The sequence below is a fragment of the Embleya sp. NBC_00888 genome, assembly GCF_045207655.1.
Classification (GTDB): Bacteria; Actinomycetota; Actinomycetes; order Streptomycetales; family Streptomycetaceae; genus Embleya.
In genome coordinates, this window is the sequence record NZ_CP108785.1 from 2,885,980 (window position 1) to 2,910,474 (window position 24,495).

Here is a 24,495-nt window from a genome sequence, read left to right on the forward strand (position 1 = left end):
TCCTACCGGCTCGAATTCCGGCGGCCGTGTGTTCGAACGCGCGGGTGCCCGGGCCGGGTGTGGGCTGCCCGGCCGGTCGTGCGGGGCGAGGTGGCGCGACGGCCGATCGGGCGCGGGTCACATCGGGAACGAGCGCAGGCGTACCGCGCCGTCCGGCCAGACCGCGCCGTCGTGCAGGGGCGTCCACATGGTGCGCAGCGGCATGAGAACGAGGCCGTCGGGCTGTCGGACGTGTACGTCTCGGTCGAGGGAATGCCACCCGAGCCGCCGGTACAGGGGGACGAGGGGCGGTCGGCAGAAGAGAAGGCCGTGACGTGGCCCCATCGTTCGGGCGTGATCCAGGGCCGCCGCCAAGACCGTCCGGGCCAGTCCGCGTCCGCGCACATCGGGTGCGACGGCCACGCCGCCGATGCCCACCACCTCCGTGTCGACCTCGCCGATCGACACGGGCAACCGCAACAATCCGGCGTGCGCCACGAGACGGTCGGCGTCCCTGATGCCGAAGTGATCCTCCTTGGGCAGCCAGGTCAGGCCGGTGTCCGCGACGCCGAAGGGGTCGGCACCGTCGCCCAGGATCTCGTTCTGCTCGGTCTTCGTGTATCGGATGAGGCGTTCCGCGGCCGGGTGTTCGCTCATTGCGGTGGGGCTCCGTACATCGTGGTCGTTGCGTACTTCGTACTTCGTACTTCGTGCGTGACGGTGGGCGGACAAGTGCCCGGTCGACCCGTTCGATCATCGGTGGGTCGTGGGCGTGGCCGTGGCGCGGGCGGTCGTCGTAGGGGTTCGCGATTCCGCTGGTCCTGTTCGGGGCGGGGCCACGTACGGGCCGTCCGGAGCACGGCTTTCGGGTTCGGCGTGGAGGTGCGAAACGCGTGGGGCGAGGAGGCGACGCCGCCTCGCGGCTCCCGAGGTGGGTGAGGTCTCGGGAGCCGGGGTTCGGGTCGGTGGGGTCAGGCCAGTTCCAGGCGGTCGATCAGGCCGGCCGCGGTGAAGGCGTCGATGAGGGCGGTGCGGCCCTCGGTGAAGTGGCCCCAACTGTCGAAGTGCACGGGGACCACGCGCCGTGCGCCGAGGATCGAGGCGGCTTCGGCGGCCTGGGCGCTGTCCAGGGTGAGGAGCGCGCCGTCGAAGAGCGGCGTGCGGGCCGCTCCGGCGAACAGGACGGCGGTGTCGACCGGGCCGACGCGTGCGGCGATCTTCTCGACCACGGCCAGGGAGGCGTTGTCCCCGCTGACGTAGACGGTGGGCAGGTCGGCGGCGGTCAGCACGAAGCCGACGACCTCGCCGGTGATCGGTTCGCAGCCTTCCGGCCCGTGCTGGGCGGGGGTGGCCGTGACGGTGACGGTGCCGCCGCCGGGGCGGGGCAGGTCCACCGATTCCCACGGGGCCAGGCCCCGGGACGTGCCGCCGAGGCGGCCCGCGCCGCTGGGGGTGGTGAGTACCAGCGGGACGTCGGCGAGCAGCGCCCGGCCGGAGTGGTCGAGGTTGTCCGGGTGCTCGTCGTGGGAGAGCAGGACCGCGTCGATGGGGCCGAGGTCGGCCGGGTCGACGGAGGCGGGGGCGGTCTTGGTGAGGACGCGGTTTTCGCCGATGGGGTACTCGCCCGGCGCGTCGAACGCGGGGTCGGTGAGGAAGGTGAGCCCGCCGAACTCGATCAGCGCGGAGGGACCACCGAAGACGCGGACGGCGATCTGCTCGTTCCCCTGCTTGCCTTGGACGTTCTGCGCGTTGGTCGCACTGCTGCCGGCCACTGGACACCTCACGGATAATTGTGGTGTTTGCCGTGAGAAAAACTAGCCGATCCTCACGGACAACGGCAAGGCTTAACATGAGAGTCATGAAGGAGATCGTGTTGGGCGAGCCCGCTCGTGCCGCCCACGCCGCTCATCCGGTCCTGCCGGCCGCGCCGGGGGCGGAGCGTTATCTCGCGCTCGACCTGGCCAACACCGACCTCGCGCTGCCCGGCGGTCAGGAAGTGGATCTACTCGGCACGCCCGCGTCCGCGAAGGAGTGGCTGGTGACGCGAGAACTCGCGCCGCCGGACACCGTGCTGTACGACGTGTGCGCGGGACGGTTGCGAGCGCTGCGCGACGAAGTGCGAACACTGCTCTCGTCTCGGATCGGCGATCTCCCGGCACCCGAAGCGTCGGTACGAGCCATCAACCACGCGCTGACCAGCGCCCCGTCGGCCGCGCTGCTGCACTGGGACGAGGTGCGCGGGCCGTACCGCGCCCAGGCGCACCCGATCGACCAGATCGTCAACCACGCCATCGCGATCCTCGCCGCCGACGCCGCCGACCTGCTCACCGGCCCGGACGCCGAGCGTCTGGCCCCGTGCGGCGCCACCCCCTGTAGCCGCTTTCTGGTCCGCACCCACGCCTCCCGCCAGTGGTGCTCGGTCCGCTGCGGCGACCGGGTGCGCGCGGCCCGCGCGTACGCCCGGCGAACACAGGCGCAGACGCGGCCGCCCACGCAGTCGTAAGCAAGCGCGGGGCGAGCGACAGCGCGCGCCGGGCATCGGTGGATGCCCGGCGTTGGCGGAGACCGTTGTTGCGTCGACCCGCCTCGTCGATTCGGAGTCCGGAATCCGTGCGAGCGTCTTGTGCAACGAAAGGTTGCGTCAGCGAGACGCGCCGGATAACCTGAAGTGCAACCATTGGTTGCGTCGAGGTCGGGAGAATCACATGGAGTACGGAAGCATCGAGCGGGAGCTCCGCATCGACGCCGCCCCCGAGGTGGTCTACGAGGTGATCAGCTCTCCCGAGCACCTGCGCGAATGGTGGCCCGACGACGCCGAGTTCGACGCGGTCCCCGGCGCCACCGGCGCGATCACATTCGGCGACCCGACGGGACCCGACGCGACGGTCGTGCCGCTCACCGTCCTGGAGGCCGACCCGCCCCGCCGGTTCGTCTTCCGCTGGGCCCAGGACGACGGCCCGGCCACCGAGACGAACTCGTTCCTGGTGACCTTCGACCTCGTTCCGTCCGGCGACGGCACGCTGCTGCGCTTCAAGGAGACCGGCTTTCGCGAGCGCGGGTGGGAGGCCGCCGTGCTGGAGGAGGCCTACCTCGACCACGTCCGCGGCTGGGACGACTTCCTCCCGCGTCTTGTCACGTACGCCGACAAGCTGGACGCGCGGTCGTGAGCACCGCGATCGACGACGACCTCTGGTCCGCGGTCGGCGACCCGACCCGCCGACGGATGCTCGACCTGCTCCTTGCCGACGGCGGCGGTACGGCGACCACGCTCAGCGAGCGGCTGCCCGTCACCCGGCAGGCGGTCGCCAAGCACCTCGGTGTGCTGGAGCGCGTCGGCCTGGTGCACGTGACACCGGCGGGGCGCGCACGCCGCTACGAGGTGGACGAGGCACAACTCGCCCGCGCGGTAGCCCAGTTGACCGCGGTCGGCGCGACCTGGGATGCCCGCCTGCAGCGGATCAGGCGGATCGCCGAGCGGATCCAGCGAACCACTCGATCAACCGACACGAAGAGACAAGGATCCGATCACTCATGACGACACAATCACCGCGCAGCCACGAAACGAGCACGGCGAGCACGGCCGACGAGGTGCGCACCGAGCCCGGCTACTCGACGTCGTACACGGTCGAGCAGTCACCGGAGGAAGTCTTCGCCGCCATCCTGGACGTCCGCGCCTGGTGGACGGGCGAGGTCGAGGGGCGTGCCGACGAGCCGGGTGCCGAGTTCAGCTACCGGCATCCTCCCCAGCACTACAGCCGACAGCGCGTGGTCGAGCTCGAGCCGGGCAGTCGCGTGGTCTGGCGGGTCACCGACAGCCACCTGTCCTTCATCCCGGAGCCGGGTGAGTGGACCGGAACCGAGATCGTGTTCGACATCGTCCCGGCCGCCGGTGGCACCGAACTGCGGTTCACCCACGTCGGTTTGGTGCCGGACGTCGAGTGCTTCGGCGCGTGCTCGACGGCCTGGCTGCACTACGTCAACGGCAGTCTGCGCAGCCTGATCACCACGGGAGCGGGCCTGCCCGATCCGTGGTGATCGGCGGCCGGTCGGCGGCTCCACCGTCACCGGTCGGCTATCGGCTCGGAGGTTTCCGCGGTACGGGTCAGGAGGCGGTCGGTCAGGTGTACGAGGTCGGGCAGGCGTAGGACTTCACCTGCGGATTCGGAACCCGGTATCGGTACGTGGAGGCGGTCCGTCCAGCGGACGGGGATGGCGGGCAGGCCGTAGCGCGCGCCGGCCAGGGCGCCGGTGACCGCGGCGACCGTATCCGTGTCGCCGCCGAGGTCGATCGCCGCACGCAGGGCGTCCTCGTACGAGGACGTGGTGCGCAGTGCCCAGACCGCCGAGCCGAGGCAGGGCCACACGGCGCCGTTGAACTCGGTGGCGTCGGTGGGATGCCAGGTCGGGGCCAGGACGGTGGCGTAACGCTCACGGTGATCGGGGTGAACCTCCGCGAGCGTCTCGGCGAGCGCGGTCGGCAGGTCGCCGCCGAGCAGCATCACCCGGAGCAACTCGTGGAAGATCGCGGTGCCTTCCCACGCCGCGCGGTCGCCGTGAGTCAACGCGGCGATCCGGCGGGCGGCGCCCATGGTGGCCGTACGGCCGTCCCGGGCGAAGTACACGGCGGGCGTGGTGGCCCGCATCAGCGATCCGTTGCCGGCCGCGCGCCCGGTGGTTTGGAAGTGCACGCCGGCCGCGAGGTCCCAGGGCAGGCCGTTGGTGAGTACGTCCTCGGTTTGCAGGCCGATGTCCTTGGGCTCGGAGCGGGCCCAGCGCTGGAAGCGGGCGAACATGTCGGGCAGGTCCAAACCGTCCCGCTCCAGCAGCGAGTACGCCACGTGCACGGCCATCTGCGTGTCGTCCGTCGCCTCGCCGGCGTCCCACCCGCCACCACCGCACATCTCGTTCGCGTAGCGCCTCTCGGCACGCGAACTCCCGGGCGGGGCTTCGGGAAACCGGGTACCGAAGCCCCCGGCCGACCCGAACTCGAAGGGCGCGCCCAGCGCGTCCCCGACCGCCGAACCGACGACTGCACCGACGGCACGCTCCGTGATCTCCATCGCGACAGCGTAGAGGGGCGACTTGGGAGGTCGGCGAGGCATGCCTGCGGCGACGTTGTTCTCTCGCCTTGGGACAGGGGATCGTGTGCCTCCGCACATCGGCCCTGGTCGAAGGATCCGGATCCGGGCGCGGGGGCGGGCGGGTGCGGCGGTGTTCGCCCGGCGGGGACCGCAGGGGCGTGTGTGTCCACGCGATCGTCGGCTACCGGGAGCGCAACACCACGTAATCGGGGCCGAGTCGGGCGCGGATCCGGGTCAGGTGGGCGGGGGAGGGGTCGATCAGATAGCGGTGGGTCGCTTCGGCCAGGAGCGGCAGGTCGACGGAACTGTCGGTGTAGGCGTGGGTGATCGGATCGGTGATGCCGGCCGCGCGGATTCGGGCGACCTTGCGAGGGCCGCGGCAGGCGGGTAGCGGACGCATGCCGGTCCGGCCGGGGGTGACGTGGGAGGCGATCACGTCCGCCGAGCCGAGGCCGAGTTCGCGGCAGATGGCGCGGGCCAAGGGGTCGGCGCACGAGGTCGCGACCACGACGCGGTCGCCTGCGGCGAGGTGTGCTCGGGCTCGGGCCAGGGTGATCGTGATCCGGTTGGCCTCCGCCGTACGTTCGGTGGCGAAGTCGTCGGCCAGGGCCTCGAATCGGGGCGCGGGCAGACCGATGGTGGCGACGCGGAGGAGGATGGCGAAGGCGTGGCGTCGAGTTGCGTGGAAGGCGTACAGCGGGCCGACGACCGGTACGCACAGCGCCGCTGCCACGACGCGCCATCGGGAGCGGCGCAGGAGCGCGCGGTTGAAGTGGCCGAACGAGTCGCCGCGGACGAGGGTGCCGTCGAGGTCGAAGACGGCCAGTGGGCGGCGGGTGCTCGGCGGGATGCGGGTCAAGGGTGGGCCTCTTCCTTCGTGTGCCCGGCTTTCCTCGTGTGTCTCGCGTGCCTCGTGTGCCCTGTGTCCCTCGGTGCATTGTGTCCTTCGGCGCTTCGTGCTTTCGCGCGGAGTACCGGGCGCGGAGCGGCGGCGTGTGGCCGCGCGAGACGCAGCGAGACGGCTTCAATAGGCGACGGTGAAGCGGGAGCGGTGGTGCTTCGGCTGCTCCGCCTCGTCGATGAGGGCGACGGCGAGGTCTTCCATGGAGATCGCCGAGACGCCGTCGGCGTCGACCAGGAGTTCGTCGGTGCCCACCCGGAAGGCTCCGGTGCGGATGCCGGGCTCGAGGTTGGCGGGCGGGCTCAGGTAGGTCCAGTCGACGCCGTCGTCGGCGCGGAACACGTCGAGTTGGGCATTGCAGGCGAGCGCGATGCCGCGCCATGCGGTCGGCACGAACCTCGGGTCGTCGACGGCCATCGTGTCGACCGCGTCCGGGACGGTCAGGCTGCCCGCGCCGCCGACGGTCAGCAGGCGGATTCCGGTTCCGGTGAGGCCGGCCAGCAGCGCCTCCGCGGTGTCGGCCAAGTCCTGCTCGCTGCCGTGGGCCGGCCGCGTGGCGCTGATGACAAGGTCTTGGCCGGTGCTCAGCGCGGCCACGTCCGTGACTCGCGCGGCGTCACCCACTCGGGCCTCGGCATCGGGGTGCAGCTCCGGGAAGCGGGCCGCGTCACGGACCACGGCGGTGACCTCGTGGCCTCGGGACAGAGCCTCGGCCACGACGCGGCTGCCCACGTTTCCGGCCGCTCCGAACACGGTGATGCGCATGGTGGTGCCCTTTTCTCGGTGGGTTCGATCGACAGCCCGGGCCGGCAGGCTGGAGCGGACGGATCGAACCGAACGGATCGAACCGAACGGATCGAACCGAACGGTTGATTCCTTAGTGCTAAGCAAAAGATATCTCAACGCTAAGATAATTGGGAAGGGGAGGTGACCCGGCTCACCGGATCTCCTCGGCTAACCTGACGCGGTGGCAGATCATGTCGACCTTGTGCTGGAACAGTGGGGTACGCAGCGCCCCGACCTGGACGCGTCACCGATGGCGGTACTCGCCCGGCTGTCCCGCGCCGCGCGACTGGTCGGCGCCGAACTGGCCCGGACCTTCGGTGAACACGGGCTCGACGCCTCGTCGTTCGACGTCCTCGCCACGCTGCGCAGGCACCCGCCCCCGCATCGACTGAGCCCCACCGAACTGATGCGGTCCTCCATGGTCACGTCGGGCGCCATCACCCAGCGGCTCGATCGCCTGGAGACGCGCGGCCTGATCTCCCGCACCACCAGCACATCCGACGGCCGCGGCGTCCTCGTCGCGCTCACCGACGAGGGCCGGGACCTGATCGACGGAGTCCTGCCGGCGCACATCGACACCGAACAACGCCTACTCGCCGCCCTCACCCCCAAGCAGCGCGCCGCCCTCGCCGACGGCCTCCGTACCCTCCTGGAATCCCTCGGCGACACCCGAACCTGACCCACACACGCGAGGCATCGCGGTGTCCCGACGAGCAGCGTGACCGACGGGCGACCGGCCCGACCCGGCCCGGCCATCGGGACGGCGCCCACCTCGTCACGACCGACCGGCGGGGTGCGTCCGGTGCGCCGGTCGAGGCGGGTCGGCCCCGCGTTGCCACCGGGTGTGGGGTGTCGGGTTTTCCGGGCTCGCCAGGGCGGTGATCGCGAATGGAACCGGGCTTGAACGGATAGCAGTACGCGCATGGTTCTTCACACGCGTTCCGTGCAGGTCGCAGCGTCCACCGACCGGGTGTACATGCTCTTGTCCGACACGGACAAGCTCCCCGAATACTTCCCTCCGGTAACCGCTGTCCGGGCCACCTCGGGTCGCGCGGTGGTGGTGACCGCCGGTGAGGCGGCGCACTCCGTCGCGGCCGAGGTCGATCTGGATCGGGACGGTCCAGGTACGCGGATCGAATGGGCCGTGCGGGGTACGCCGTACACCGGCATCGTGATCGTTCAGGACGGTCCGAGCGACGTGGACAGCATCGTCACCGTGGTGGTCGACGACGGTGAGGACCCGCTCGACCTCGGTGCGGTAGAGCGCGAGCGCATCCACGACGCGAGCCAGTTCGGTGGGAAGCAGGGGCGGGAGGCGCTGCCTGTGGACTCCTTCACCCGACACCGCCGGACCGGTACGGACGCCGACCTGGTCGTCGGCGACATCCTCGAACGCGGCCTCGACCACCTCCGCGCCTATGTGGAAACCGGTCGGCGGCAGGGTTGATCCGAACCGCGCGCACCCCAACCGATCCGGCGTACGCCGGCGCCGCCGGTCGGGGTGCGCTTGTGTTCGGGGGCGGCGGACGGCCGTATCCGCGGGCTGCCGCACCTGCGGATTGCCGCGCCTGCGCGTTGTCGTGCCCGCGGACTACCGCACGCGTGGGTTGCCGCGCCCGTCGGTGCCGGTCCGATCCGGGCCGCTCGGGAACTTCGTTCGCCCGCGCCCGTCCTGCCCCGCGGCGCGCCACCCGTACCTCACCTGCACCCCGCCGCACCCCATCCGCGCCGCGTTGCTCGCTCGTGTGTCGGGCCTGGCGCGCGTGGACTCGGGGTCGGGCGTCGGCCTGCGGTGGGGGCGTATCGGGGTGGGTCTTGACGGACTCTTGACACCCTTTCGTGGCGGGCCTAATTTTCTCTCATACTGAAATATTTTCACTATGAGAGGTGAACATGGCGGAGACGGCCGATGCCCGATGGGCCAACCGCTCCAGCCTGCTCGCGGTGCTGTTGGCCGGTGGGCAGCACAGCCGCGCGGGGCTCACCCAGCAGACCGGACTCAGCGCGGCCACCGTTTCGCGGGTGGTCGAGGGGCTGCTCGACGAGGGCCTGGTCCGCGAAGGCGCCGTCCTCCAGACCGGGCGGCGCGGCCGGCAGGGCGTGGTGATCGAGGTGGCCGCCGAGCGTGGGGTCGCGGTCGGCGTCGACCTTGGTGGCACCACCTGCCGCTTCCTGGCCACCGACCTGCTCGGGCGCTCGCCGCGCTATCACGAGGAGCCCACGCCCGGGCACCTGGCCGCCGACGACCTCGCGGACTGGCTCGCCGAGCGGGTCCGGGCGCTGTACGCCGACTCGGCCGCGCCCGACGTGCTGCGCGCCGGCGTGATAGGCCTGCCCGGTGCGGTCGCCGCCGACGGGTTGGGCGTGCGTGGCGCGACCAACCTCGCGCAGATCGAGGGCGATCTGTTCACCCGTCGGGTGCGCCGCGCGCTGGAGGGCACCGTCACCTTCGGCAACGACGCCGACCTGGCCTTGGAGGGCGAGTTGCGGCACGGCGCCGCGCGTGCCGCCGACACCGCCGTGATGTTCACCGTCGGCGCGGGCTTCGGCGCCGGTGTGGCCGTGGATCGGCACATGCGGGGCGGACCGACCGGCCTGGTCGGCGAGTTCGGCTTCCTGCCGGTGGACTCCGACGACCACACCGTGGAGGAACTGGTGGGCGCCGAGGGCTTGATGCGGGCCGCGCGCGACGCCGGCCTCGATGTGGCCAACGCCGCGGACCTGTTCGTCGAGACCTCGCCGGCCGCGCGGGCCGTGGTCGACCGGTTCGAGCGCGCGCTCGGTGTGGCGTTGATCGCGGTGACGATCGCGTACGAGCCCGAACTGGTGGTCCTCGGCGGCCGGGTCTCCGCCTCCATCGACGCCGCGATGACCACCCGGCTGCGCGAGCGGGTACGCCGACGATTGCCCGCGTGCCCCGAGCTCGTGCACTCCGAACTTGCCGACCTCGCAGGCGCGTTGGGCGCGGTGTCGCGCGGACTCACCGCTCTGCGGATCCGCTTCGACGTCGCGGCGGACGCGGCGGCGGCGGTCCGGGCCGACCTGGACCTGGCCGCGCTGCTCGAGCCGGCGGCACACTGACGGAGCGCCGCGCCCATCACCCGGCGGCGCGAGCCCGCGAGATGCGCCGCGCGTACGTCCGCGCCCGCATCCGTCGACGGCCCGGCCCCCATGTGGCGCATCGGTCACCGACCCGAACAGCCGCAAATCCAAGCCACGTTCCCCGCGCGGCACAGCAGCACAGTGCAAGGCCATGACCGAAGCCAAAACCGGAGCCGAAGCCAAGGTCAACGCCAAGTCGAAGCCGGAGCCAAGGCCAAGGCCAGGGCCAAGTCGAAGCCGGAGCCAAGGCCGAAGCACCCCCAGGGGCCCGTCCCACCCCACCGAACCGCCTGGAGTACCACCCATGTCCACCCCACAGCCGTCGAAGGGCGGGTCCCTCCGCCGGAACACGTTGTCCGTGTTCGGCGCCGTCGCCATGTGTATGGCCTTCATGGGCCCCGCCACCAGCGTCGCCTTCAACACGCCGCCCGCCGCGGCGGGAGCCGGGTACGCGCTGCCGCTCGCCATCGTGCTGGCCATGGTGGCCAGCCTCCTGGTCGCCAACACGATCGCCGCGTTCGCTCGCAAGCTCCCGGCGGCAGGCTTCGCGTACACCTACAACAGCCACGGCTTCGGCAAGTCCGGCGGCTTCCTCTCCGGATGGCTGCTGCTGCTCACCTACGGCATGGTCGGGCCGATGTTGTTCGCCGCGCTCGGCGGCTACAGCCACGACTTCCTGGACAGCCAGTTCGACGTGCGGGTGCCGTGGCAGGTGATGTCGCTGGCGTTCGCCGCCGTGGTGTGGGGGGTCAACTCGCTCGGTGTGTCCAGTTCGGCCAAGACCGCGTTGATCTTCCTGGTCCTCGAGGTCGGCGTACTGCTCGGCCTGGCAGGGGTGATCCTCGGCGACGGCGGCGACTCCGGTCTGTCGGTGGCGCCGTTCGATCCGGGGAACTCGATCGACGGGTTCAGCGGCCTGGGTACCGGCATGTTGTGGGGCATCCTGATGTTCATCGGCTTCGAGTCGGTGGCCACCCTCGGTGAGGAGGCGCGCGGCGCCAAGCGCAGCATCCCGCTCGCGCTGTTCACCGCGGTCGCGGTGATCGGCACCTTCTACGTGCTGATGGCGTACTCCACCTCGATCGGCTTCGGCTCCGCGCACGGTTCACAACTGGCCGAGGACGCCGCCCCGTTGACCACCCTGGTGGACCGCTACTGGGGCGTCACCTGGATCCTCGCGTTGACCGTGATCGTCAGCCAGTTCGCCAACGTGGTCTCCGGCTCGAACGCGGCCGTGCGAGTGCTGTTCTCGATGGGTCGCGAGGGTGTACTCCCGCGTTTCCTCGGCCGGACCAACGAACGCCACGTGCCGCAATCGGCGATCACCGCCTACCTGGGCTTCTCGCTCGTCTTCGCGCTGGCGCTGGGCAGCGGCTTCGGCGGCGATCTGGGTCCGCTGGGCGTGTACGGGTTCGCCGGCACCATCCTCGGGCTCGGGATGGTGATCATCTACATCCTGATGAGCATCGCGGTGATCCGCTTCTACCTGCGCGAACACCGAGGCGAATTCTCCACGTTGCGGCACGGCGTCCTGCCGGGCGCGACCGTGCTGCTCATGCTGCTGCCGATATACGGCCAACTGTGGCCGGTGCCCGACCACCCGAACAACCTCGTGCCGTACGTGATCATCGGCTGGATGTTGCTCGGCACCGCGTATCTGGTCTGGGCGCACCGCTCGCGTCCGCAGGTGCTGGCCGCGATGGGTCGCGTCTTCGAAGACGACTCGGACACGGAGACGACCGACGCGGACGCGGGGGAGAGGGAGGAGGCGATACCCGAGACGGCGAGTCGGACCCGACCCGTTCGCACCTGATCCCTCCGACCGATCCCCGAAAATTCCCCCTTCCCACCTCTCCCTCCACCCCACCCCCGCCCGTTTCAAGGAGAGCCCGCGATGTTCCTCGATCGACTGCTCGCCCACAACCGTCCCCTGATCGAGGCCGCCGTGACGGCGCATCAGGAGGGCCGTCTGCTCGCCAACACATACGTGGCGGATCTGGACACGATCGCGCGCAACGCCGCCGTGATCGCCGAGGCCGCGCGCTCGCGCGGGCTGTCCACGTACGTGATGGCCAAGCAGTACGGGCGCAACCCCGACGTCACGCGGACCGCGATCGACGCGGGGCTCGGACCGGTGGTCGCGGTGGACACCGCCTGTATGTCGGCCGCGGTCCGGCACGCCCTGCCGGTCGGGCACGTCGGGCACCTGGTGCAACCGCATCGCGGCAGCGAGGACTTCGTGGTCGACGCCGATCCCGAGGTGGTCACCGTGTTCTCGGTGGAGACGGCGCGGCGGATCGGGGCGGCCGCGGTACGACGCGGCGGCGCGCCGGTGTCGGTGCTGCTGCGTGTGCACGGCGACGGCGACCGGTTCTACTTCGGCCACGGCGGCGGCTTCCCGGCCGCCGACGTGGTGGCCGCGGCGCGCGAGGTCGACGCGGTGGAGGGGGTCGCGGTGCACGGCGTGACGACGTTCCCGTGCCTGCTCGCCGATCCGGAGCAGCGGCGGATCGTGGCCACGCCCAACCTGGCCACGGTGGTCGCGGCGGCGGAGCGGCTGCGGGCCGCCGGGTTCGACATCCGTCAGGTGAACGCGCCCGGGACTACCTCCGCCCGGTCGTTGACGATCGCCGCCGACGCGGGTGCCACGCATGTCGAGCCGGGCAACGCGATCCACGGGACGACGCCGTTGCACGTGTTCTCGGACGAGGCGCCGGAGCGGCCGGCGATCGTGTACGTGACCGAGGTGTCGCACGTGGACGGGGACGACGCGTACGCGTTCGCCGCCGGGCACTACGTGGACAAGGTCCTGGGCGAGTTTCCACTCACAGCGTTGGTGGGTCGGGACACGGCGGGCGCGATCGAGCGGGTGGCGCGGGTGGATACCGCGCCGGACGGGGCGATCCACTACTACACCGTGCTGCGGGACGCGCGGCGGCTGGGCATCCGGCCGGGCGACACGGTGGTGATGTGCTTCCGGCCGCAGGCGTTCGTGACGCGCGGGCGGACGCGGTCGGTGGCCGGGCTGCACGGCGCCGATCCGGGCGCGGTGGTGTGGGGGGAGCGGTACGACGCGGAGGCGCGGGTGGTGGGGGATCCGTCGTGACCGGGCCGATTTCGCCGGCCGGCGCCTCGGCCACCACCTCCATCGCTCGACCCGAGGATTGTGACGACGTGTTCGACTCCGCTGACCTGGTCGACCCGCCGCTGCCGCGCGACTCCCTCGGGATAGTCGCGCTCGACATCGGCGGGACGAAGACGGCGATGGCCGCCACCGACGCGGCCGGTACGGTGCTCGCGGGCTGTCGGGTGGCCACCCGCGAGCCGGGCGAGGACATGGCGCACGCGCTGGATCGGCTGTTGCGGCTGGCTCGCGAACAGGCCGCCGCGGTGACCCGGGACGGCCGGCGCGAGATCGTCGCGGTGGGCCTGGTGTGTCCCGGCACGGTGACCTCGGCCGGGGTGGAACTGTCGCCGAATCTGCCCGGGATCGAGAACGTGGACGTACTGGGCCTCGCGCGTGCCGCGTTCGGGACGGTGCCGGTCGTGGTGGCCAACGACGTCAAGGCGGCGGGACTGGCCGAGGTGCGCTCGGGCGCGTTGGTCGGAGCCGATCCCGGGTTGTTCGTCAATCTGGGTACGGGCGTGGCCGCCGCGCTCACCGTCGGCGGCCGGATCGTGGGCGGCGCTCGGGGCGTGGCCGGCGAGATCGGCTACTCGCTGGTGCCGGGCCGGCCGGACGAGCCGGACCTGGAATCCCTGATCGGCGGCGGTCCCCTCGTCGCCCGCACGCAGGCCCTGTACGCGCTCGCCGGCAGCGGGCCGCCGCCGCCCGACGCGGCGGCGATCCTGACCTCCGCCGACCCCCGGCTGCGGGCCGTTGCCGAACACGCCCTCGACGTGCTGGCGGGCCACGTCCTCAACCTCCACCTCGCGCTCGATCCGACCCGGATCGCGCTGGGTGGCGGGCTGATGGCGGTGTCCGACCGGGTCCTGGACGTCCTGCGCGGCTTCCTCGCCAAGCACTCCCCGGGCACGCCCGATCCGGGCGAGGTGATCGTCGCGGCCCGCTACATCCACGACGGCGCGCTGCGCGGAGCCGCCGCACTCGCGTGGGACGTCGTCCGCGGCGAACGCCCGCGATGGGCGCTGACGACCCGATGAGGCGGATCGAAGGCGGCGGGCGTTCGGGGAGGCACCGAGACACGGCCGAACGGCGGCGTGGCTCGGAACGGCGGTGGTCGTGGGGGAATCACGTGAGTCGCCCGGGTCACGTCGATCACGTGAAGTACGTGGCCGGCGTGGTCCGCGTGGCGCAGGTGGCCCGCGCGACCGACGCGGAACGTACGACCCGCGCGACCTGTGCGACCCGCGCGACCCGGAGGACTCGCGCGATCGGCACCACTCGCGTGACGCGCGAGAGCGCACGACTCGCGTGACGCGCATGACCCGCACGACTCGCGTACCGCACAAGACCGCACAAGAGCGCACGGCCCGGAACAGCGTGGTGAAGAAAGTCGTGACCCGAAGTCGACCGATGGGATGAACATGACGAACATCGCTCCCTCCACCCTTCCCGCCCCCGGTTCGGTGATGGCCGCCGAGATGGCCGAACAGCCCGACGTACTGCGCCGGTTGGTCGCACGGCTGCCGGAACTGGGCGCGGCGATCCGGGCCGCGCTTCCGACGCCGCCGCACGGGGCCGTGCTGGTCGCGCGTGGATCCTCGGACAACGCCGCGGTGTTCGGCCGCTACCTGTACGAGATGGCGTCCGGACGTCCCGCCGGCCTCGCCGCTCCGAGCCTGGTCACCCGTTACGACGCGCGCACCGACCACACCGGCTATCTGGTCACCGCGTTGAGCCAGTCCGGTCGTACGCCGGAGATCGTCACCGCGGTCCGGGCCGCGCGCGAACGCGGTGCCCGGGTGGTGGCGGTCACCAACGAGGCGGACAGCGTGCTCGCGGCCGAGGCGCACGTGCTCGTCGCGACCGACGCGGGCACCGAGGTCGCGGTCCCGGCCACGAAGACGGTCACCGCCCAGTTCCTGGCCATGATCGGCATCGCCCTCGCGCTCGGCCCACTGCCGTCGACGGTCGCGGACCTCGCCGATCTGGCCCGCCTCCCGGAGGCGGTGGGCCGGGTCCTGGCCGGCGCCGCCGAGTGTGAGGTGCTTGCCGCGGACTGGGCGCACCACGACCGCCTGGTGGTGGCCGGCCGCGGCCTCGGCGGCGCGGTGGCGTTGGAGGGCGCGCTCAAGATCCGGGAGACGTCGGGGGTGTTCGCCGAGGGCATCTCGGTCGCCGACCTGCTGCACGGGCCGATCGCGGCGCTCGGCGACCGGGTGCCGGTCCTGCTGGTCGACCTCGGCGGTCCGACCGCCCCGGACATCGCCGCCCTGCGCGCGCGCCTGGTGGCCGACGGCATACCGTACTCGACGGTTTCGCCCGAACTCGCCGACCTGCACTCCGAATCGGCCCGTGCCATCGCCACCACGGTGCACCTGCAATGCCTCGCCCGGACCTTCGCCCTCCACCGCGGCGCCAACCCCGACGCCCCGGTCGGATTGGTGAAGGTCACGCCGACGACCTGATCCCCCCGAACCCACCGGCGGCCCGCCGCCCACCCGGCTCGCATCGACGCATCGAAGGGGCTGCGCGGCGGCGCTGCCGCGTGGCCGTGCGGCCGTGCGGCCGTCGACGACACCATCGATCGGGCCGCACGCGAGCGCTCCACAGGCGCCGGGCGGGCCACCCGCACCGCGCCGCCGGCCGCGCTTGGTGTGCGGCGACGGTACCCAGGGGACCGATTCGCGTATGCCTTCGAGGCCCCACTCGGCATGTGGGCCCGGCCGTCCGGAGCCGGGTCGTGGACCGGGTCGCCTCCGTCCGCCCATCCGGACGGTTCGGGCCGGGTGAGGGCGCGTTCGAGAGGATGCGAGTTCGTGCCGGCCCGCTCAGGCATCCGGAGCCGCCGGCGTGGCCGCTTCCGGGAGCGGTGCGGGTGCCGCGATCGGGGCTGTCGATGTGATCGGCGGGCTCGGCGTGGGCGTCGAGGGGGCGCGGCCGTCGGTGCGGTGGGTGGTCGGTCCGGACTCCTCGAAGATCAGCTCCGGGAGTATGGCCAGGGCCACCGAGCGGCGGTCCGCCGGGCCCGCGGCGCGGATGGCCGTCTCGATCTGCCGGCGCGCCACGACGTCGAGCGCCTCCGCGAGGTCGAGCGAGCCCGTGCCGTCGTCGCGGAGCAGGGCACGGACGAGTGCGACGAGGTCGGCGCGGCGGGTTCCGGCGACCACCGCACGGCTCGCGCGTCGGTCGTCCTCCCGAACTCCCGCGCCTCGGCCGGAATTGCGGAGCTTTCCCGCACGGTGGCGTCCCGGGCGGCGTCTCGGCTCGTACTGTGGGAGGCATGCGAGTTCTTCTCACGTCCGACACGCACGTGCCCCAACGCGCCAAGGCCGTTCCCGAGCGGTTGCTCGCCGAGATGGCGGCCGTCGACGTCGTGATCCATGCGGGTGACTGGGTCGACGGGGCCGCGCTGGACCTGTTCGAGGCGCACTCGCGTCGCGTGATCGGCGTCTACGGCAACAACGACGGGCCGGATCTGCGCAGCCGGTTGCCCGAGGTGGCGCGCGTCGAACTGGGCGGCGTACGGTTCGCCGTCGTGCACGAGACGGGTCCGGCGGAGGGTCGGGAACGGCGGTGCGCGGCGCGCTATTCCGACGTGGACGTACTCGTGTTCGGGCACAGCCACATTCCGTGGGACACGGTCACCGACACCGGACTGCGCCTGCTCAACCCGGGCTCGCCCACCGACCGACGCCGGCAGCCGCACCACACCTATATGACGCTGACCGCCGACGCGGGCAAGATCACCGACGTGGTCCTGCACGACCTGGACTGAGCCCCGGCGCATCGCAGGACCGATCGCGGCGACTCGCCCGCCGGTACGGCGGCACCGCTCGGGTCGGCACGCGCACGCGATCCGCGGTCCTGCCGCGACCACGGGTCCGTCTCAGTCGTTCCCCAGTTCCCGGGCCCAGGTGTTCGACCAGGCCAGGAGGGGGTCCAGGGCTTCGACGAGGTCGGTGCCCAGGGGGGTCAGTTCGTACCGACCGGCTTCGTCCCGGGTGGCGATTCGGGCGTCGACCAGGTCGCGGAGGCGGTTGTCGAGCACGCTGGAGGACATGTCGTCGCAGCGGCGTTGCAGGGCTCGGAAGCCCGCCGGTTCCCGGCTCAGTTCCCAGATCACGCGCAGGATCCAGCGCCGGCCGAGCAGGTCGAGCGCGGCCATCGAAGCCCGCCCGGTGGTCGAGCCCCGGACCGGGGCGCCCGGCCGGGGAACACCCTGTTCGTCGTCGGTATCGCCGCCCATGTGCGCGCCCCTGCTCCTTGTGCTTCGCTTTCGAAAGCAGCATAGTGCTTTCGAAAGCGAAGCACCAAGTGGCCATCGTCGTCCGAGTGGCCGTCCGAGTGGAGGAGTGCGCCCATGTCGCGGATCACGCCGCTGTCGCCGCCCTATCCCGCCGAGACCGAGGCGGCGCTGTCCCGTTGGATGGGGCCCGCCCGCGAGCGCGAGCCGCTCGCGCTGTTCCGGGTGCTGGAGCACCATCCCGAACTGGCCTCGCGCATGCGGGTGCTCGGCTCCGGGTTGCTGGTACATGGCACGCTGCCCGCCGCCGAGCGCGAGACGGTGGTGCAGCGGGTGTGCGCACGGGCCGGGTGCGCGTACGAATGGGGCGTGCACGCCGAGGTGTTCGGCGAGCGGGTGGGCCTGACCGCCCGTCAGCTTCGGGCCACGGTGCACGACGACGCCGACGCCTGGACCGAGCGGCAGGCGACCCTGGTGCGCGTGGTCGACGAACTGCACGACGGTGTCGACCTCACCGACTCGACCTGGGCCGCCCTGCGCGCGCTGTTCGAGGAGCCGCAGATCCTGGAGGTCCTGGTTCTGGCGGGTTGGTACCGCACGATCGCGTACGTGGCCAACGCGCTTCGCCTGCCGGCCGAGGAGTGGGCGAGGCCCTATCCGGAGGTGTGACGGCTCGACGCTTCGCGGCGACCACCCGTGATGCCCCCCGCAGCCCCGATCCCATCGAGGAAGTCGACGATCGCGGTCTGCCACTCCGCAGGGCGTTCGGCGAACGGCAGGTGGCCCGTGTCGAGTTCGACCACGCGCGCGTCGCGCAGGCCGGCCGCGACGTCCCGGTGGTGGTTCGGCTCGACCAGTCGGTCGCCCGTCGTGGACACGACCAGGGCCGGTACCTCGATGGCGGTCAGGTCGGCGCGTACGTCCAACCGTTCGACCAGTTCGGTGTGCTCGGGCGTCCCGGGCGGCGGGGTTTCCGAGGTCATCCGCAGGAGGGCGGCCAACTCCTCCGGGGAGAGCGCGGCCGGCGCGGCCGGGCCGAGCGCGAGCGGGGTCAGGTACGCGGCCAACGTCGCGCGGTCGCCGGATTCGTACAACCCGCGCCAGACCCGCGCGGCCAGGCGCAGGCGGTGGTCGGCGTGCGCGAAGGGTGCGGTGAGCACCAGTGCGGTGACCCGCTCGGGATGGCGCGTCGCGGCGCGTATGGCGATCGCGCTGCCGAGCGAGTAGCCGGAGACCGCGAAGGTGGCCAGGCCCTCGGCCACTCCCGCGGCGATCAACTGGTCGGCGAGGTGGTCCAGTTCGAGGGGTGCGTCGGCGCGTGGGGTCTCGCCGGCGCCGGGGAGGTCGACGCCGACCACGGTGTGGGTCGCGGCCAGGCCGGCCAGGATCGGTCCGTAGTTGGCGGCGATGCCGCCGCCCGCGCCGTGTGCGATCGGCAGGCCGGGCCCGAGCCCAGGACGGTACGGGCGTAGGTGGGTGTGGGCAGGGCGACGGTGGGCGCGGACATGCGGGCTCCCCGACTGGGACGACGATTATGTAGCGGTCGCTACGAATTTCACCGTAACAGAGATCCCCCGGTTTCATAGTGAGCGCTATACAATGGCCGCATGTCCTCTACCAGTGCCCCGGGCCGCCCGCGCGGCTTCGACCGGGAAGCCGCGCTGGACCGCGCGGTGCTCGAGTTCTGGCAACACGGCTACGAGGCGACCTCGGTGGCCGGGCTGACCGCCGCGATGGGCATCAAGCCGCCCAGCCTGTACGCCGCATTCGGCGACAAGCGCCGACTGTTCAGCGAGGCCATCCAGCGTTACGGGGTCACCTACGGTGCGGTCGCCGGTGATGTGATCGCCGCCGAGCCGGACGCGCGCCTCGCGATGGAACGCCTGCTGTTCGCGCTGGCCGACGCGTATACCGAGCCCGGCCATCCGCCGGGGTGCATGGTGATCACCGCGGCCGTCAACTGCACGTCGGCGGCCGAGGAGGTCAAGGCCGAACTGCGCGCGCTGCGCGAGGCGGCCAAGGCGGTGATGCGTACCAAGATCACCACCGACATCACCGCCGGTCGACTGCCCGCCGACACCGACGCCGATGCCCTCGCCACCTACTACGCGGCCGTGGTCCAGGGCATGTCCACCCAGGCCGTGGACGGCGTCTCCCGCGAGACGCTGGAACACGTCGCCACTCTCGCGATGCGTTGCTGGCCGACCTGACCCGGCCGTCGGCCGCTTGGTTGCGACGTGCTCGCGGCACGGAACGGGGCGGGATGGGAGGGGACTCGGCGGCCGGCGCTCAGCTTCGGGCGCCCCACTCGTTGCCGAAGTCCGGTACGTCGGCGGACAGCAGGTGCTCGGCGGCGCCTTCGAGGGCCTCGGCCGTCTCGGTGGAGCGGGGGAACATGCTCTTCTCGTAGGTGCGGATGGCGTCGTCGACCGTGGCGGCGTTCGAGAGGGCGAGGGCGAGTTCGGCGGCGTCGAGCATGGCGAGGTTGACGCCGACGCCGAGTGGGGGCATGAGGTGGGCCGCGTCGCCGAGCAGGGTCACCGTGGGGTTGTGTTCCCAGGTATGCGGGACCGGGAGGGCGAACAGCGGTCGGTCGACGTAGCGGCCGTCGTTGTCGGTGATCATCCGGCACAGGCGGGGTGACCAGTGGGCGTACTCGGCCAGCACCCGGGCGCGGATGCCGTCGGTGTCGTCGGCGGCCAGGCCGCACGCGGCGATCCAGTCGACCGGGGCTCGCCGGATGATGTAGACGCGGATGTGGTTTCCGCTGTTGCGCTGGGCGAACAGGCAGCGATCGCCGTCGGCGGCGGCGGCACCGCCCGCGCCGACCAGTTCGGCGATGTCCGGGTGCCGGTTCTCGACGTCGGAGAACCACGCCTCCAGGAAGCTCACCCCGATGTACTCGGGGACGGCGTGGGACACGGCCGGCCGCACCCGGGAGAAGGCGCCGTCGGCACCGATGACCAGATCGGCCTCGACGGTCGTGCCGTCGGCGAAGCGCAGTCGGCGTGGCCCATCGGCGGGCCCGTCGATCCGGTCGAGAGCGTGGCCCCAGCGCACGGTTCCCCGTCGCAGCGAGTCGAGCAGCAGGGCGCGCAGTCGGCCGCGGTCGATCTCCGGCTTGAACAGCTCGTCGGCCTCCGGGACGTGATGGAACAACACCTCGCCGGTCGGATCCAACTGCCGCATTTCCTGCCCTTCGGGGCGGGCCGACGCGAAGAACTCGTCGAGCAGGCCCGCCTCGCGCAGGGCGATCTGGCCGTTGCCGGCGTGCAGGTCGAGGGTGCCGCCCTGGTCACGGGCGTCGGGACCGCGTTCGCGGTCGTAGACGGTGACCGCCATACCGCGCTGCTGGAGGATGCGGGCGCAGGTCAGCCCGCCGGGGCCGGCGCCGATGACGGCGATTCGGGCGTGGGCGGGGCGTGGGGAGGTCATGGGTGTTCCCTTCGTCGGCGAAGAGCGGGGGTGTCGGGTGGGCGGGGCGGGGCCGGGTACGACCGGCGGGCGTCCCGGCGCCTCGGCTTCCACGGTTCCCAGAAAAGCAGACCGAGTGGAAAAGTGCAACGATTCAACTTTGCCATTGGCGCAACTATCCTTTCGGATCCGCTTTTGGATATGCTCAAGTCATGCCTGACTCTGTGCCTGCGCCCGTGCCACCCGCCGGCCGCCGTGAACGCAAGAAGGCGGCCACCCGGCAGGCGATCGCCGATGCCGCGCTGCGGCTCTTCGTGGCGCGCGGCTACGACGAGGTGAGCATCCGCGACGTCGCCGACGCGGCCGACGTGTCCACGACAACGGTGTTCAAGCACTTCAGCGGCAAGGAGGCGCTGGTCTTCGACCGGGCCGAGGACCGGGAATCACAACTGATCGCCGCGGTGCGGCAGCGAGCCGTCGGGCGGAACGTCGTCGACGCCCTGCGGCAGCACTTCCTCGACACCTGGCTGCCGCTCGCGGCGGATCCGCAACTGGCCGACTTCGCCGGCCTGGTGGACTCCACGCCGGTGCTCCGCGCGTACGGCGAACGCATGTGGACCCGGCACACCGACGCCCTCGGCGCGGCCATCGCCGACGAGATCGGCGTGGACCACGACGACGTCGCGTGCGTGGCGCTTGCTCGCTTCGTCCTGGAGATCCCGGCACTCACGCGCGCCCGGCGGGATCGCCGTGCCGCCGTCGAGGCGATCTTCGACATCCTTGTGCGCGGGTGGGAACCGCCGGCGGGAGAGCCGGCCCCGCTCGGCGGTGCCTAGGGCGGGTCTGGTGCCGCGCCCGGCACCGGGCCCTGTCCAGGACCCCCGCCGGCGCGTTCGTGCGCTTCGGCGCGGGGTTGATCAGGAGCCGGCCGGCTCGTCCTGTCCGGTGCCGTTGCGGCGGTCCTGCTCGGCCAGGTGCTCCCGGGCGACCGGCCAGGTGATCGGCAGGTCCTCGACCGGGACTTCCCAGAAGGTGAAGGTCGACGTGCGCATGGTCGGCCGCAGGGTGCTCATGATGCCGCGGTGCGGCTCGGTCCGGACGAAGGTGTCCAGCGCCTCGCGGCTCTCCCAGGCGGACAGCGTGAAGAAGACCCGCTTGAACGGCTGGGCGATCAGCGAGGCCCCGACGGCTCCCGGCGCGGACTTCACCTGGCGCCAGGCGGACAGCGACTTCAGGAAGAACTTCGGTACGTCCTTGGCCGAGCGGACCTCGAAGCGCGAGGCCATCACGAGCGCCCGGGTCCCGGGGGTGGTCGGATTCGGGGTGGTCCAGGGGAGCGTGGGCACCGTCGGGCTCGCTTTCGACACGGTGGGACGTGAGATGTGGATCGTGGTGACGGCGGACAGGACCGAGAGCGTACGCGGTTGTCCGGGCCCGCGGTGTCGAAAACACGCCAACGTTTCGAAGACACCGGCCCGGGCTCGTATCCGACGGACCGTTACGTCGAGTGCGCCGCCGCCAGCAGGGTTTCCGCCGCCTGGGTGCGGGCGTACAGCACCACCCGGCCGGCGCGGTGCCCGGCGACCAGGCCGGCCGCGCGCAGCGCGGACAGGTGCTGCGAGACGCCGCCCGGGGTCAGGCCGGTACGTCGGGCCAGGTCCGTGGTCGAGGCCGGCGTGACGAGTTCGGCCACGAGCGTGGCCCGGGAGCGGCCCAGGACGCCGGCGAGCGCGTCGGGCGCGACCGGCCGGGCGGGCGTGGACCACAACGTGCCGATGCCGCGCGGCGGATAGCGCAGCGTGGGCTGCCACCGTCCGTCCAGTACCGAGAACACCCTCGGCCAGACGAACGCCGACGGCACCAGCAGCAGCCCCCGCCCGTCCAGCGTGCGCCGACCGCACGCGAAGCGGTTCCGCACCTGGAGCGTGCCCGCGTCCCAGGTGACCTGCGGATCCAGGTCGTTGAACAGGCTGCGCGCGCCGCCCTCGACCAGCCGCCTCGCCCGGAACAGGATGTCCCCCTCCAGGAAGGTAAGGATCCGCGGCCAGTACGGCGCGAGCGCCAACTCCCAGTACACCTGGATGCTCTCGGCCAACCGCGCCAACTCGCGCTCGGGGTCGGCCCGCAGCGCGGCGATCCGCTCCGGCGCGACGTCCGAGGTGGTGCGCAGCAGCTCGAGCGGCGTGGCGCGCAGCGTGGCGAGCTCGACCTCCAGCGAGGTCAGCGGCGTGGTCGGTGGCGGGCACAGGAAGCCCGCGAGGGCCCGGGTCGGTACCGGGATCAGATCGGTGAGCGGCGTCAGGTCCACCTTCGCGGCCTCCAGGCGCCCGCGGACCTGATCCGTCCAGGTGCGGTGGATGCCCTGTTCGTCGGCACCCTTGAGCACCCGCACGCTCGCGATCACCTCCCACAGCGGGGAGACGACGAAGCGGGTGCGGGCCACGTCCTCCGGAGTGAACTCGATCTCGATCATTAAGCCCAGACTAAATCATTGGGTGCGCTCGGTGGGGCGCGCCAAGCTGCCGCAATGAGCCAACCGCACTCCCCGTGGCGCATCGCCGACTTCCGCACACTGTTCACCGCGGCGGCGCTCAGCGAACTGGGCACCAACATGGGCTATGTCGCCATCCCGCTGATCGCCGTCGCTGCCCTGGACGCGAGCCCCGGCCAGGTGGGTGCGCTCGCCGCACTCGGCACCGTCGCCTTCCTGCTGATCGGACTGCCCGTGGGCGCGTGGGTGGACCGGATGCGCCGTCGCCGGGTGATGATGTTCGCCGACCTGATCCGCGCCGCGCTGATCGCCTCGATACCGGTGGCCTGGTGGCTGGACGCGTTGACGCTGCCCCAGTTGTACGTCGTGGTCCTGCTCAACGGCTGCGCCACGGTGTTCTTCGACGTCGGCTCGCAGAGCTTCCTGCCGCACCTGGTCGGCCGCGAGGCGCTGGTCTCGGCCAACGCCGCCATGGTCAGCCTGATGGCGACCGCCAACATCGCCGGCCGCAGCGCGGGCGGCTTCCTGATCCAACTGGTCGCGGCCCCGGCCGCGTTGGTGTGCACCGCCGTCGGCTATCTCGCCTCCGGCCTGGGCCTGACCCGAATCCGCGCGGACGGCGCACCGACCACGACGGGTGGCCCCGAACGCCGACTGCGCACCGAGATCGCCGAGGGATTGCGGCACGTGGGTCACAGACCGGAACTGCGTGCCCTCGCCGCCACGGGCGCGCTCACCAACTTCGGCTCGCAACTGGTCAACGTGCTGCTGCCGGTGGTGTTCGTACGGGAACTGGGGTTGCCCGCGGGTGCCTTGGGCCTGTACCTGGCGCTCGGCGGCCTGGGCATCCTGGTCGGCGCGCGGTGCGCCCGGCCGATCTCGGGCCGGCTCGGATTCGGCCGCACGCTGGGCCTGGCCGGGCTGTGCCTGGCCCCCGCCGGGCTGCTGATCCCGCTGCTCGATCGTGGCCCGTGGCTCGTGGTCGCCGGCCTCGGTTGGTTCCTGGCCACCGCCAAAATGGGCATGGACAACGTCCTCGGGGTCAGCCTGCGCCAACGCCTGACCCCCGACGCGATGCTCGGCCGGATGAACGCGACCTTCCGCTGCCTGCTCACCGGCGCGTCCGCGATCGGCGCCGTGGCGGCGGCACTGATCGGCCAGTTCGCCGGCGTGCACACCGCGATCTGGGTCGGCGGCGCCTGCCTGTCGGTGGGCTTCCTCCCGGTCTTCTGCTCCCCGATCCGCACCCTCCGAGTCCTCCCGGACGGCCCGACCCACATCGTGGCCGCCGGCCCCCGGGTGCTCGATCCGAAGAAGTAGCCGCCCTCCCGCCGGCGCCCGTCCGTAGGCATCGGTGCCACGGCACGTGCC

The 24,495-nt window shown here is 71.9% G+C and carries 27 protein-coding genes; 16 read left to right on the forward strand and 11 right to left on the reverse strand.

The features are described 5' to 3' along the window. Nucleotides 1-117: 117 nt before the first annotated feature. A complete protein-coding gene (locus tag OG948_RS46995) occupies nucleotides 118-636 on the reverse strand; it encodes a GNAT family N-acetyltransferase (RefSeq protein ID WP_331771157.1) in 519 nt (172 codons plus the stop codon). Nucleotides 637-950: 314 nt separating this feature from the next. Next, nucleotides 951-1,751, reverse strand: coding sequence for an MBL fold metallo-hydrolase (locus OG948_RS47000; protein ID WP_331771158.1), 801 nt, complete (start codon nucleotides 1,749-1,751; stop codon nucleotides 951-953). Between the two features lie 86 nt (nucleotides 1,752-1,837). Here OG948_RS47000 and OG948_RS47005 point away from each other — a divergent pair, with 86 nt between their 5' ends. The 4 genes from OG948_RS47005 to OG948_RS47020 all read left to right on the forward strand — a co-directional run bounded on the left by OG948_RS47005 (nucleotide 1,838) and on the right by OG948_RS47020 (nucleotide 4,014). Next, nucleotides 1,838-2,482 (forward strand): ABATE domain-containing protein, encoded by a 645-nt coding sequence (locus tag OG948_RS47005; protein WP_331773531.1) that lies wholly within the window; start codon nucleotides 1,838-1,840, stop codon nucleotides 2,480-2,482. Nucleotides 2,483-2,684: 202 nt separating this feature from the next. Then, nucleotides 2,685-3,146, forward strand: coding sequence for an SRPBCC domain-containing protein (locus OG948_RS47010; protein WP_331771159.1), 462 nt, complete (start codon nucleotides 2,685-2,687; stop codon nucleotides 3,144-3,146). Next, entirely contained in the window at nucleotides 3,143-3,514 is a 372-nt protein-coding gene (locus tag OG948_RS47015; RefSeq protein WP_331771160.1) for a metalloregulator ArsR/SmtB family transcription factor, read from the forward strand. Before OG948_RS47010 ends, OG948_RS47015 begins: the two co-directional genes overlap by 4 nt. Continuing rightward, nucleotides 3,511-4,014, forward strand: coding sequence for an SRPBCC domain-containing protein (locus OG948_RS47020; protein WP_331771161.1), 504 nt, complete (start codon nucleotides 3,511-3,513; stop codon nucleotides 4,012-4,014). Before OG948_RS47015 ends, OG948_RS47020 begins: the two co-directional genes overlap by 4 nt. Before the next feature lie 26 nt (nucleotides 4,015-4,040). Here OG948_RS47020 and OG948_RS47025 read toward each other — a convergent pair whose 3' ends face one another. From OG948_RS47025 to OG948_RS47035, 3 genes are all read right to left on the reverse strand, one after another. Beyond that, a complete protein-coding gene (locus OG948_RS47025; protein WP_331771162.1) occupies nucleotides 4,041-5,039 on the reverse strand; it encodes an ADP-ribosylglycohydrolase family protein in 999 nt (332 codons plus the stop codon). Between the two features lie 202 nt (nucleotides 5,040-5,241). After that, a complete protein-coding gene (locus OG948_RS47030) occupies nucleotides 5,242-5,919 on the reverse strand; it encodes a haloacid dehalogenase-like hydrolase (RefSeq protein WP_331771163.1) in 678 nt (225 codons plus the stop codon). A 165-nt stretch (nucleotides 5,920-6,084) separates the two neighbouring features. After that, complete coding sequence (locus tag OG948_RS47035; RefSeq protein ID WP_331771164.1) at nucleotides 6,085-6,726, reverse strand: NAD(P)H-binding protein; 642 nt, start codon at nucleotides 6,724-6,726, stop codon at nucleotides 6,085-6,087. Between the two features lie 202 nt (nucleotides 6,727-6,928). Between OG948_RS47035 and OG948_RS47040 the strand changes: the two genes are divergently transcribed. From OG948_RS47040 to OG948_RS47070, 7 genes are all read left to right on the forward strand, one after another. After that, nucleotides 6,929-7,426, forward strand: coding sequence for a MarR family transcriptional regulator (locus OG948_RS47040; protein WP_331771165.1), 498 nt, complete (start codon nucleotides 6,929-6,931; stop codon nucleotides 7,424-7,426). 243 nt (nucleotides 7,427-7,669) lie between these two features. Next, nucleotides 7,670-8,194: an SRPBCC family protein gene (locus tag OG948_RS47045; protein ID WP_331771166.1), complete on the forward strand. Its 525-nt coding sequence runs from the start codon at nucleotides 7,670-7,672 to the stop codon at nucleotides 8,192-8,194. A gap of 446 nt (nucleotides 8,195-8,640) precedes the next feature. Further along, complete coding sequence (locus OG948_RS47050) at nucleotides 8,641-9,828, forward strand: ROK family transcriptional regulator (RefSeq protein WP_331771167.1); 1,188 nt, start codon at nucleotides 8,641-8,643, stop codon at nucleotides 9,826-9,828. Nucleotides 9,829-10,153: 325 nt separating this feature from the next. Beyond that, complete coding sequence (locus OG948_RS47055; protein WP_331771168.1) at nucleotides 10,154-11,662, forward strand: APC family permease; 1,509 nt, start codon at nucleotides 10,154-10,156, stop codon at nucleotides 11,660-11,662. 81 nt (nucleotides 11,663-11,743) lie between these two features. Continuing rightward, nucleotides 11,744-12,955, forward strand: a complete 1,212-nt coding sequence (locus OG948_RS47060) for an alanine racemase (RefSeq protein ID WP_331771169.1) — start codon at nucleotides 11,744-11,746, stop codon at nucleotides 12,953-12,955. A gap of 68 nt (nucleotides 12,956-13,023) precedes the next feature. Continuing rightward, complete coding sequence (locus OG948_RS47065) at nucleotides 13,024-14,013, forward strand: ROK family protein (RefSeq protein ID WP_331771170.1); 990 nt, start codon at nucleotides 13,024-13,026, stop codon at nucleotides 14,011-14,013. Nucleotides 14,014-14,397: 384 nt separating this feature from the next. Then, a complete protein-coding gene (locus OG948_RS47070; protein ID WP_331771171.1) occupies nucleotides 14,398-15,441 on the forward strand; it encodes an SIS domain-containing protein in 1,044 nt (347 codons plus the stop codon). A 363-nt stretch (nucleotides 15,442-15,804) separates the two neighbouring features. On the opposite strand, the gene OG948_RS47075 is transcribed toward OG948_RS47070, so the two are convergent. Continuing rightward, a complete protein-coding gene (locus tag OG948_RS47075; protein ID WP_331771172.1) occupies nucleotides 15,805-16,143 on the reverse strand; it encodes a hypothetical protein in 339 nt (112 codons plus the stop codon). 113 nt (nucleotides 16,144-16,256) lie between these two features. On the opposite strand from OG948_RS47075, the gene OG948_RS47080 reads away from it, so the two are divergent. Then, nucleotides 16,257-16,751 carry a metallophosphoesterase gene (locus OG948_RS47080; RefSeq protein WP_331771173.1) on the forward strand — a complete coding sequence of 165 codons (495 nt, stop codon included), beginning with the start codon at nucleotides 16,257-16,259 and terminating at the stop codon, nucleotides 16,749-16,751. Nucleotides 16,752-16,862: 111 nt separating this feature from the next. Here OG948_RS47080 and OG948_RS47085 read toward each other — a convergent pair whose 3' ends face one another. Continuing rightward, entirely contained in the window at nucleotides 16,863-17,222 is a 360-nt protein-coding gene (locus OG948_RS47085) for a helix-turn-helix domain-containing protein (RefSeq protein ID WP_331771174.1), read from the reverse strand. Between the two features lie 114 nt (nucleotides 17,223-17,336). Here OG948_RS47085 and OG948_RS47090 point away from each other — a divergent pair, with 114 nt between their 5' ends. Continuing rightward, a complete protein-coding gene (locus OG948_RS47090; protein ID WP_331771175.1) occupies nucleotides 17,337-17,888 on the forward strand; it encodes a carboxymuconolactone decarboxylase family protein in 552 nt (183 codons plus the stop codon). Here OG948_RS47090 and OG948_RS47095 read toward each other — a convergent pair. Continuing rightward, complete coding sequence (locus tag OG948_RS47095; protein WP_331773532.1) at nucleotides 17,873-18,658, reverse strand: alpha/beta fold hydrolase; 786 nt, start codon at nucleotides 18,656-18,658, stop codon at nucleotides 17,873-17,875. The two genes, OG948_RS47090 and OG948_RS47095, sit on opposite strands and share 16 nt — an antisense overlap. Nucleotides 18,659-18,826: 168 nt before the next feature. Here OG948_RS47095 and OG948_RS47100 point away from each other — a divergent pair, with 168 nt between their 5' ends. After that, nucleotides 18,827-19,429: a TetR/AcrR family transcriptional regulator gene (locus OG948_RS47100; protein WP_331771176.1), complete on the forward strand. Its 603-nt coding sequence runs from the start codon at nucleotides 18,827-18,829 to the stop codon at nucleotides 19,427-19,429. A 79-nt stretch (nucleotides 19,430-19,508) separates the two neighbouring features. Here the strand turns inward: OG948_RS47100 and OG948_RS47105 are convergent, their stop codons facing one another. Continuing rightward, complete coding sequence (locus OG948_RS47105) at nucleotides 19,509-20,654, reverse strand: NAD(P)/FAD-dependent oxidoreductase (protein WP_331771177.1); 1,146 nt, start codon at nucleotides 20,652-20,654, stop codon at nucleotides 19,509-19,511. Nucleotides 20,655-20,845: 191 nt separating this feature from the next. On the opposite strand from OG948_RS47105, the gene OG948_RS47110 reads away from it, so the two are divergent. Next, nucleotides 20,846-21,469, forward strand: a complete 624-nt coding sequence (locus tag OG948_RS47110) for a TetR/AcrR family transcriptional regulator (RefSeq protein WP_331771178.1) — start codon at nucleotides 20,846-20,848, stop codon at nucleotides 21,467-21,469. Between the two features lie 81 nt (nucleotides 21,470-21,550). Here the strand turns inward: OG948_RS47110 and OG948_RS47115 are convergent, their stop codons facing one another. Then, entirely contained in the window at nucleotides 21,551-21,979 is a 429-nt protein-coding gene (locus OG948_RS47115; protein WP_331771179.1) for a DUF3291 domain-containing protein, read from the reverse strand. A gap of 152 nt (nucleotides 21,980-22,131) precedes the next feature. Further along, complete coding sequence (locus tag OG948_RS47120; protein ID WP_331771180.1) at nucleotides 22,132-23,106, reverse strand: DUF5937 family protein; 975 nt, start codon at nucleotides 23,104-23,106, stop codon at nucleotides 22,132-22,134. Nucleotides 23,107-23,160: 54 nt separating this feature from the next. Between OG948_RS47120 and OG948_RS47125 the strand changes: the two genes are divergently transcribed. Continuing rightward, nucleotides 23,161-24,444: an MFS transporter gene (locus OG948_RS47125; protein ID WP_331771181.1), complete on the forward strand. Its 1,284-nt coding sequence runs from the start codon at nucleotides 23,161-23,163 to the stop codon at nucleotides 24,442-24,444. The last annotated feature ends 51 nt before the right edge of the window (nucleotides 24,445-24,495 follow it).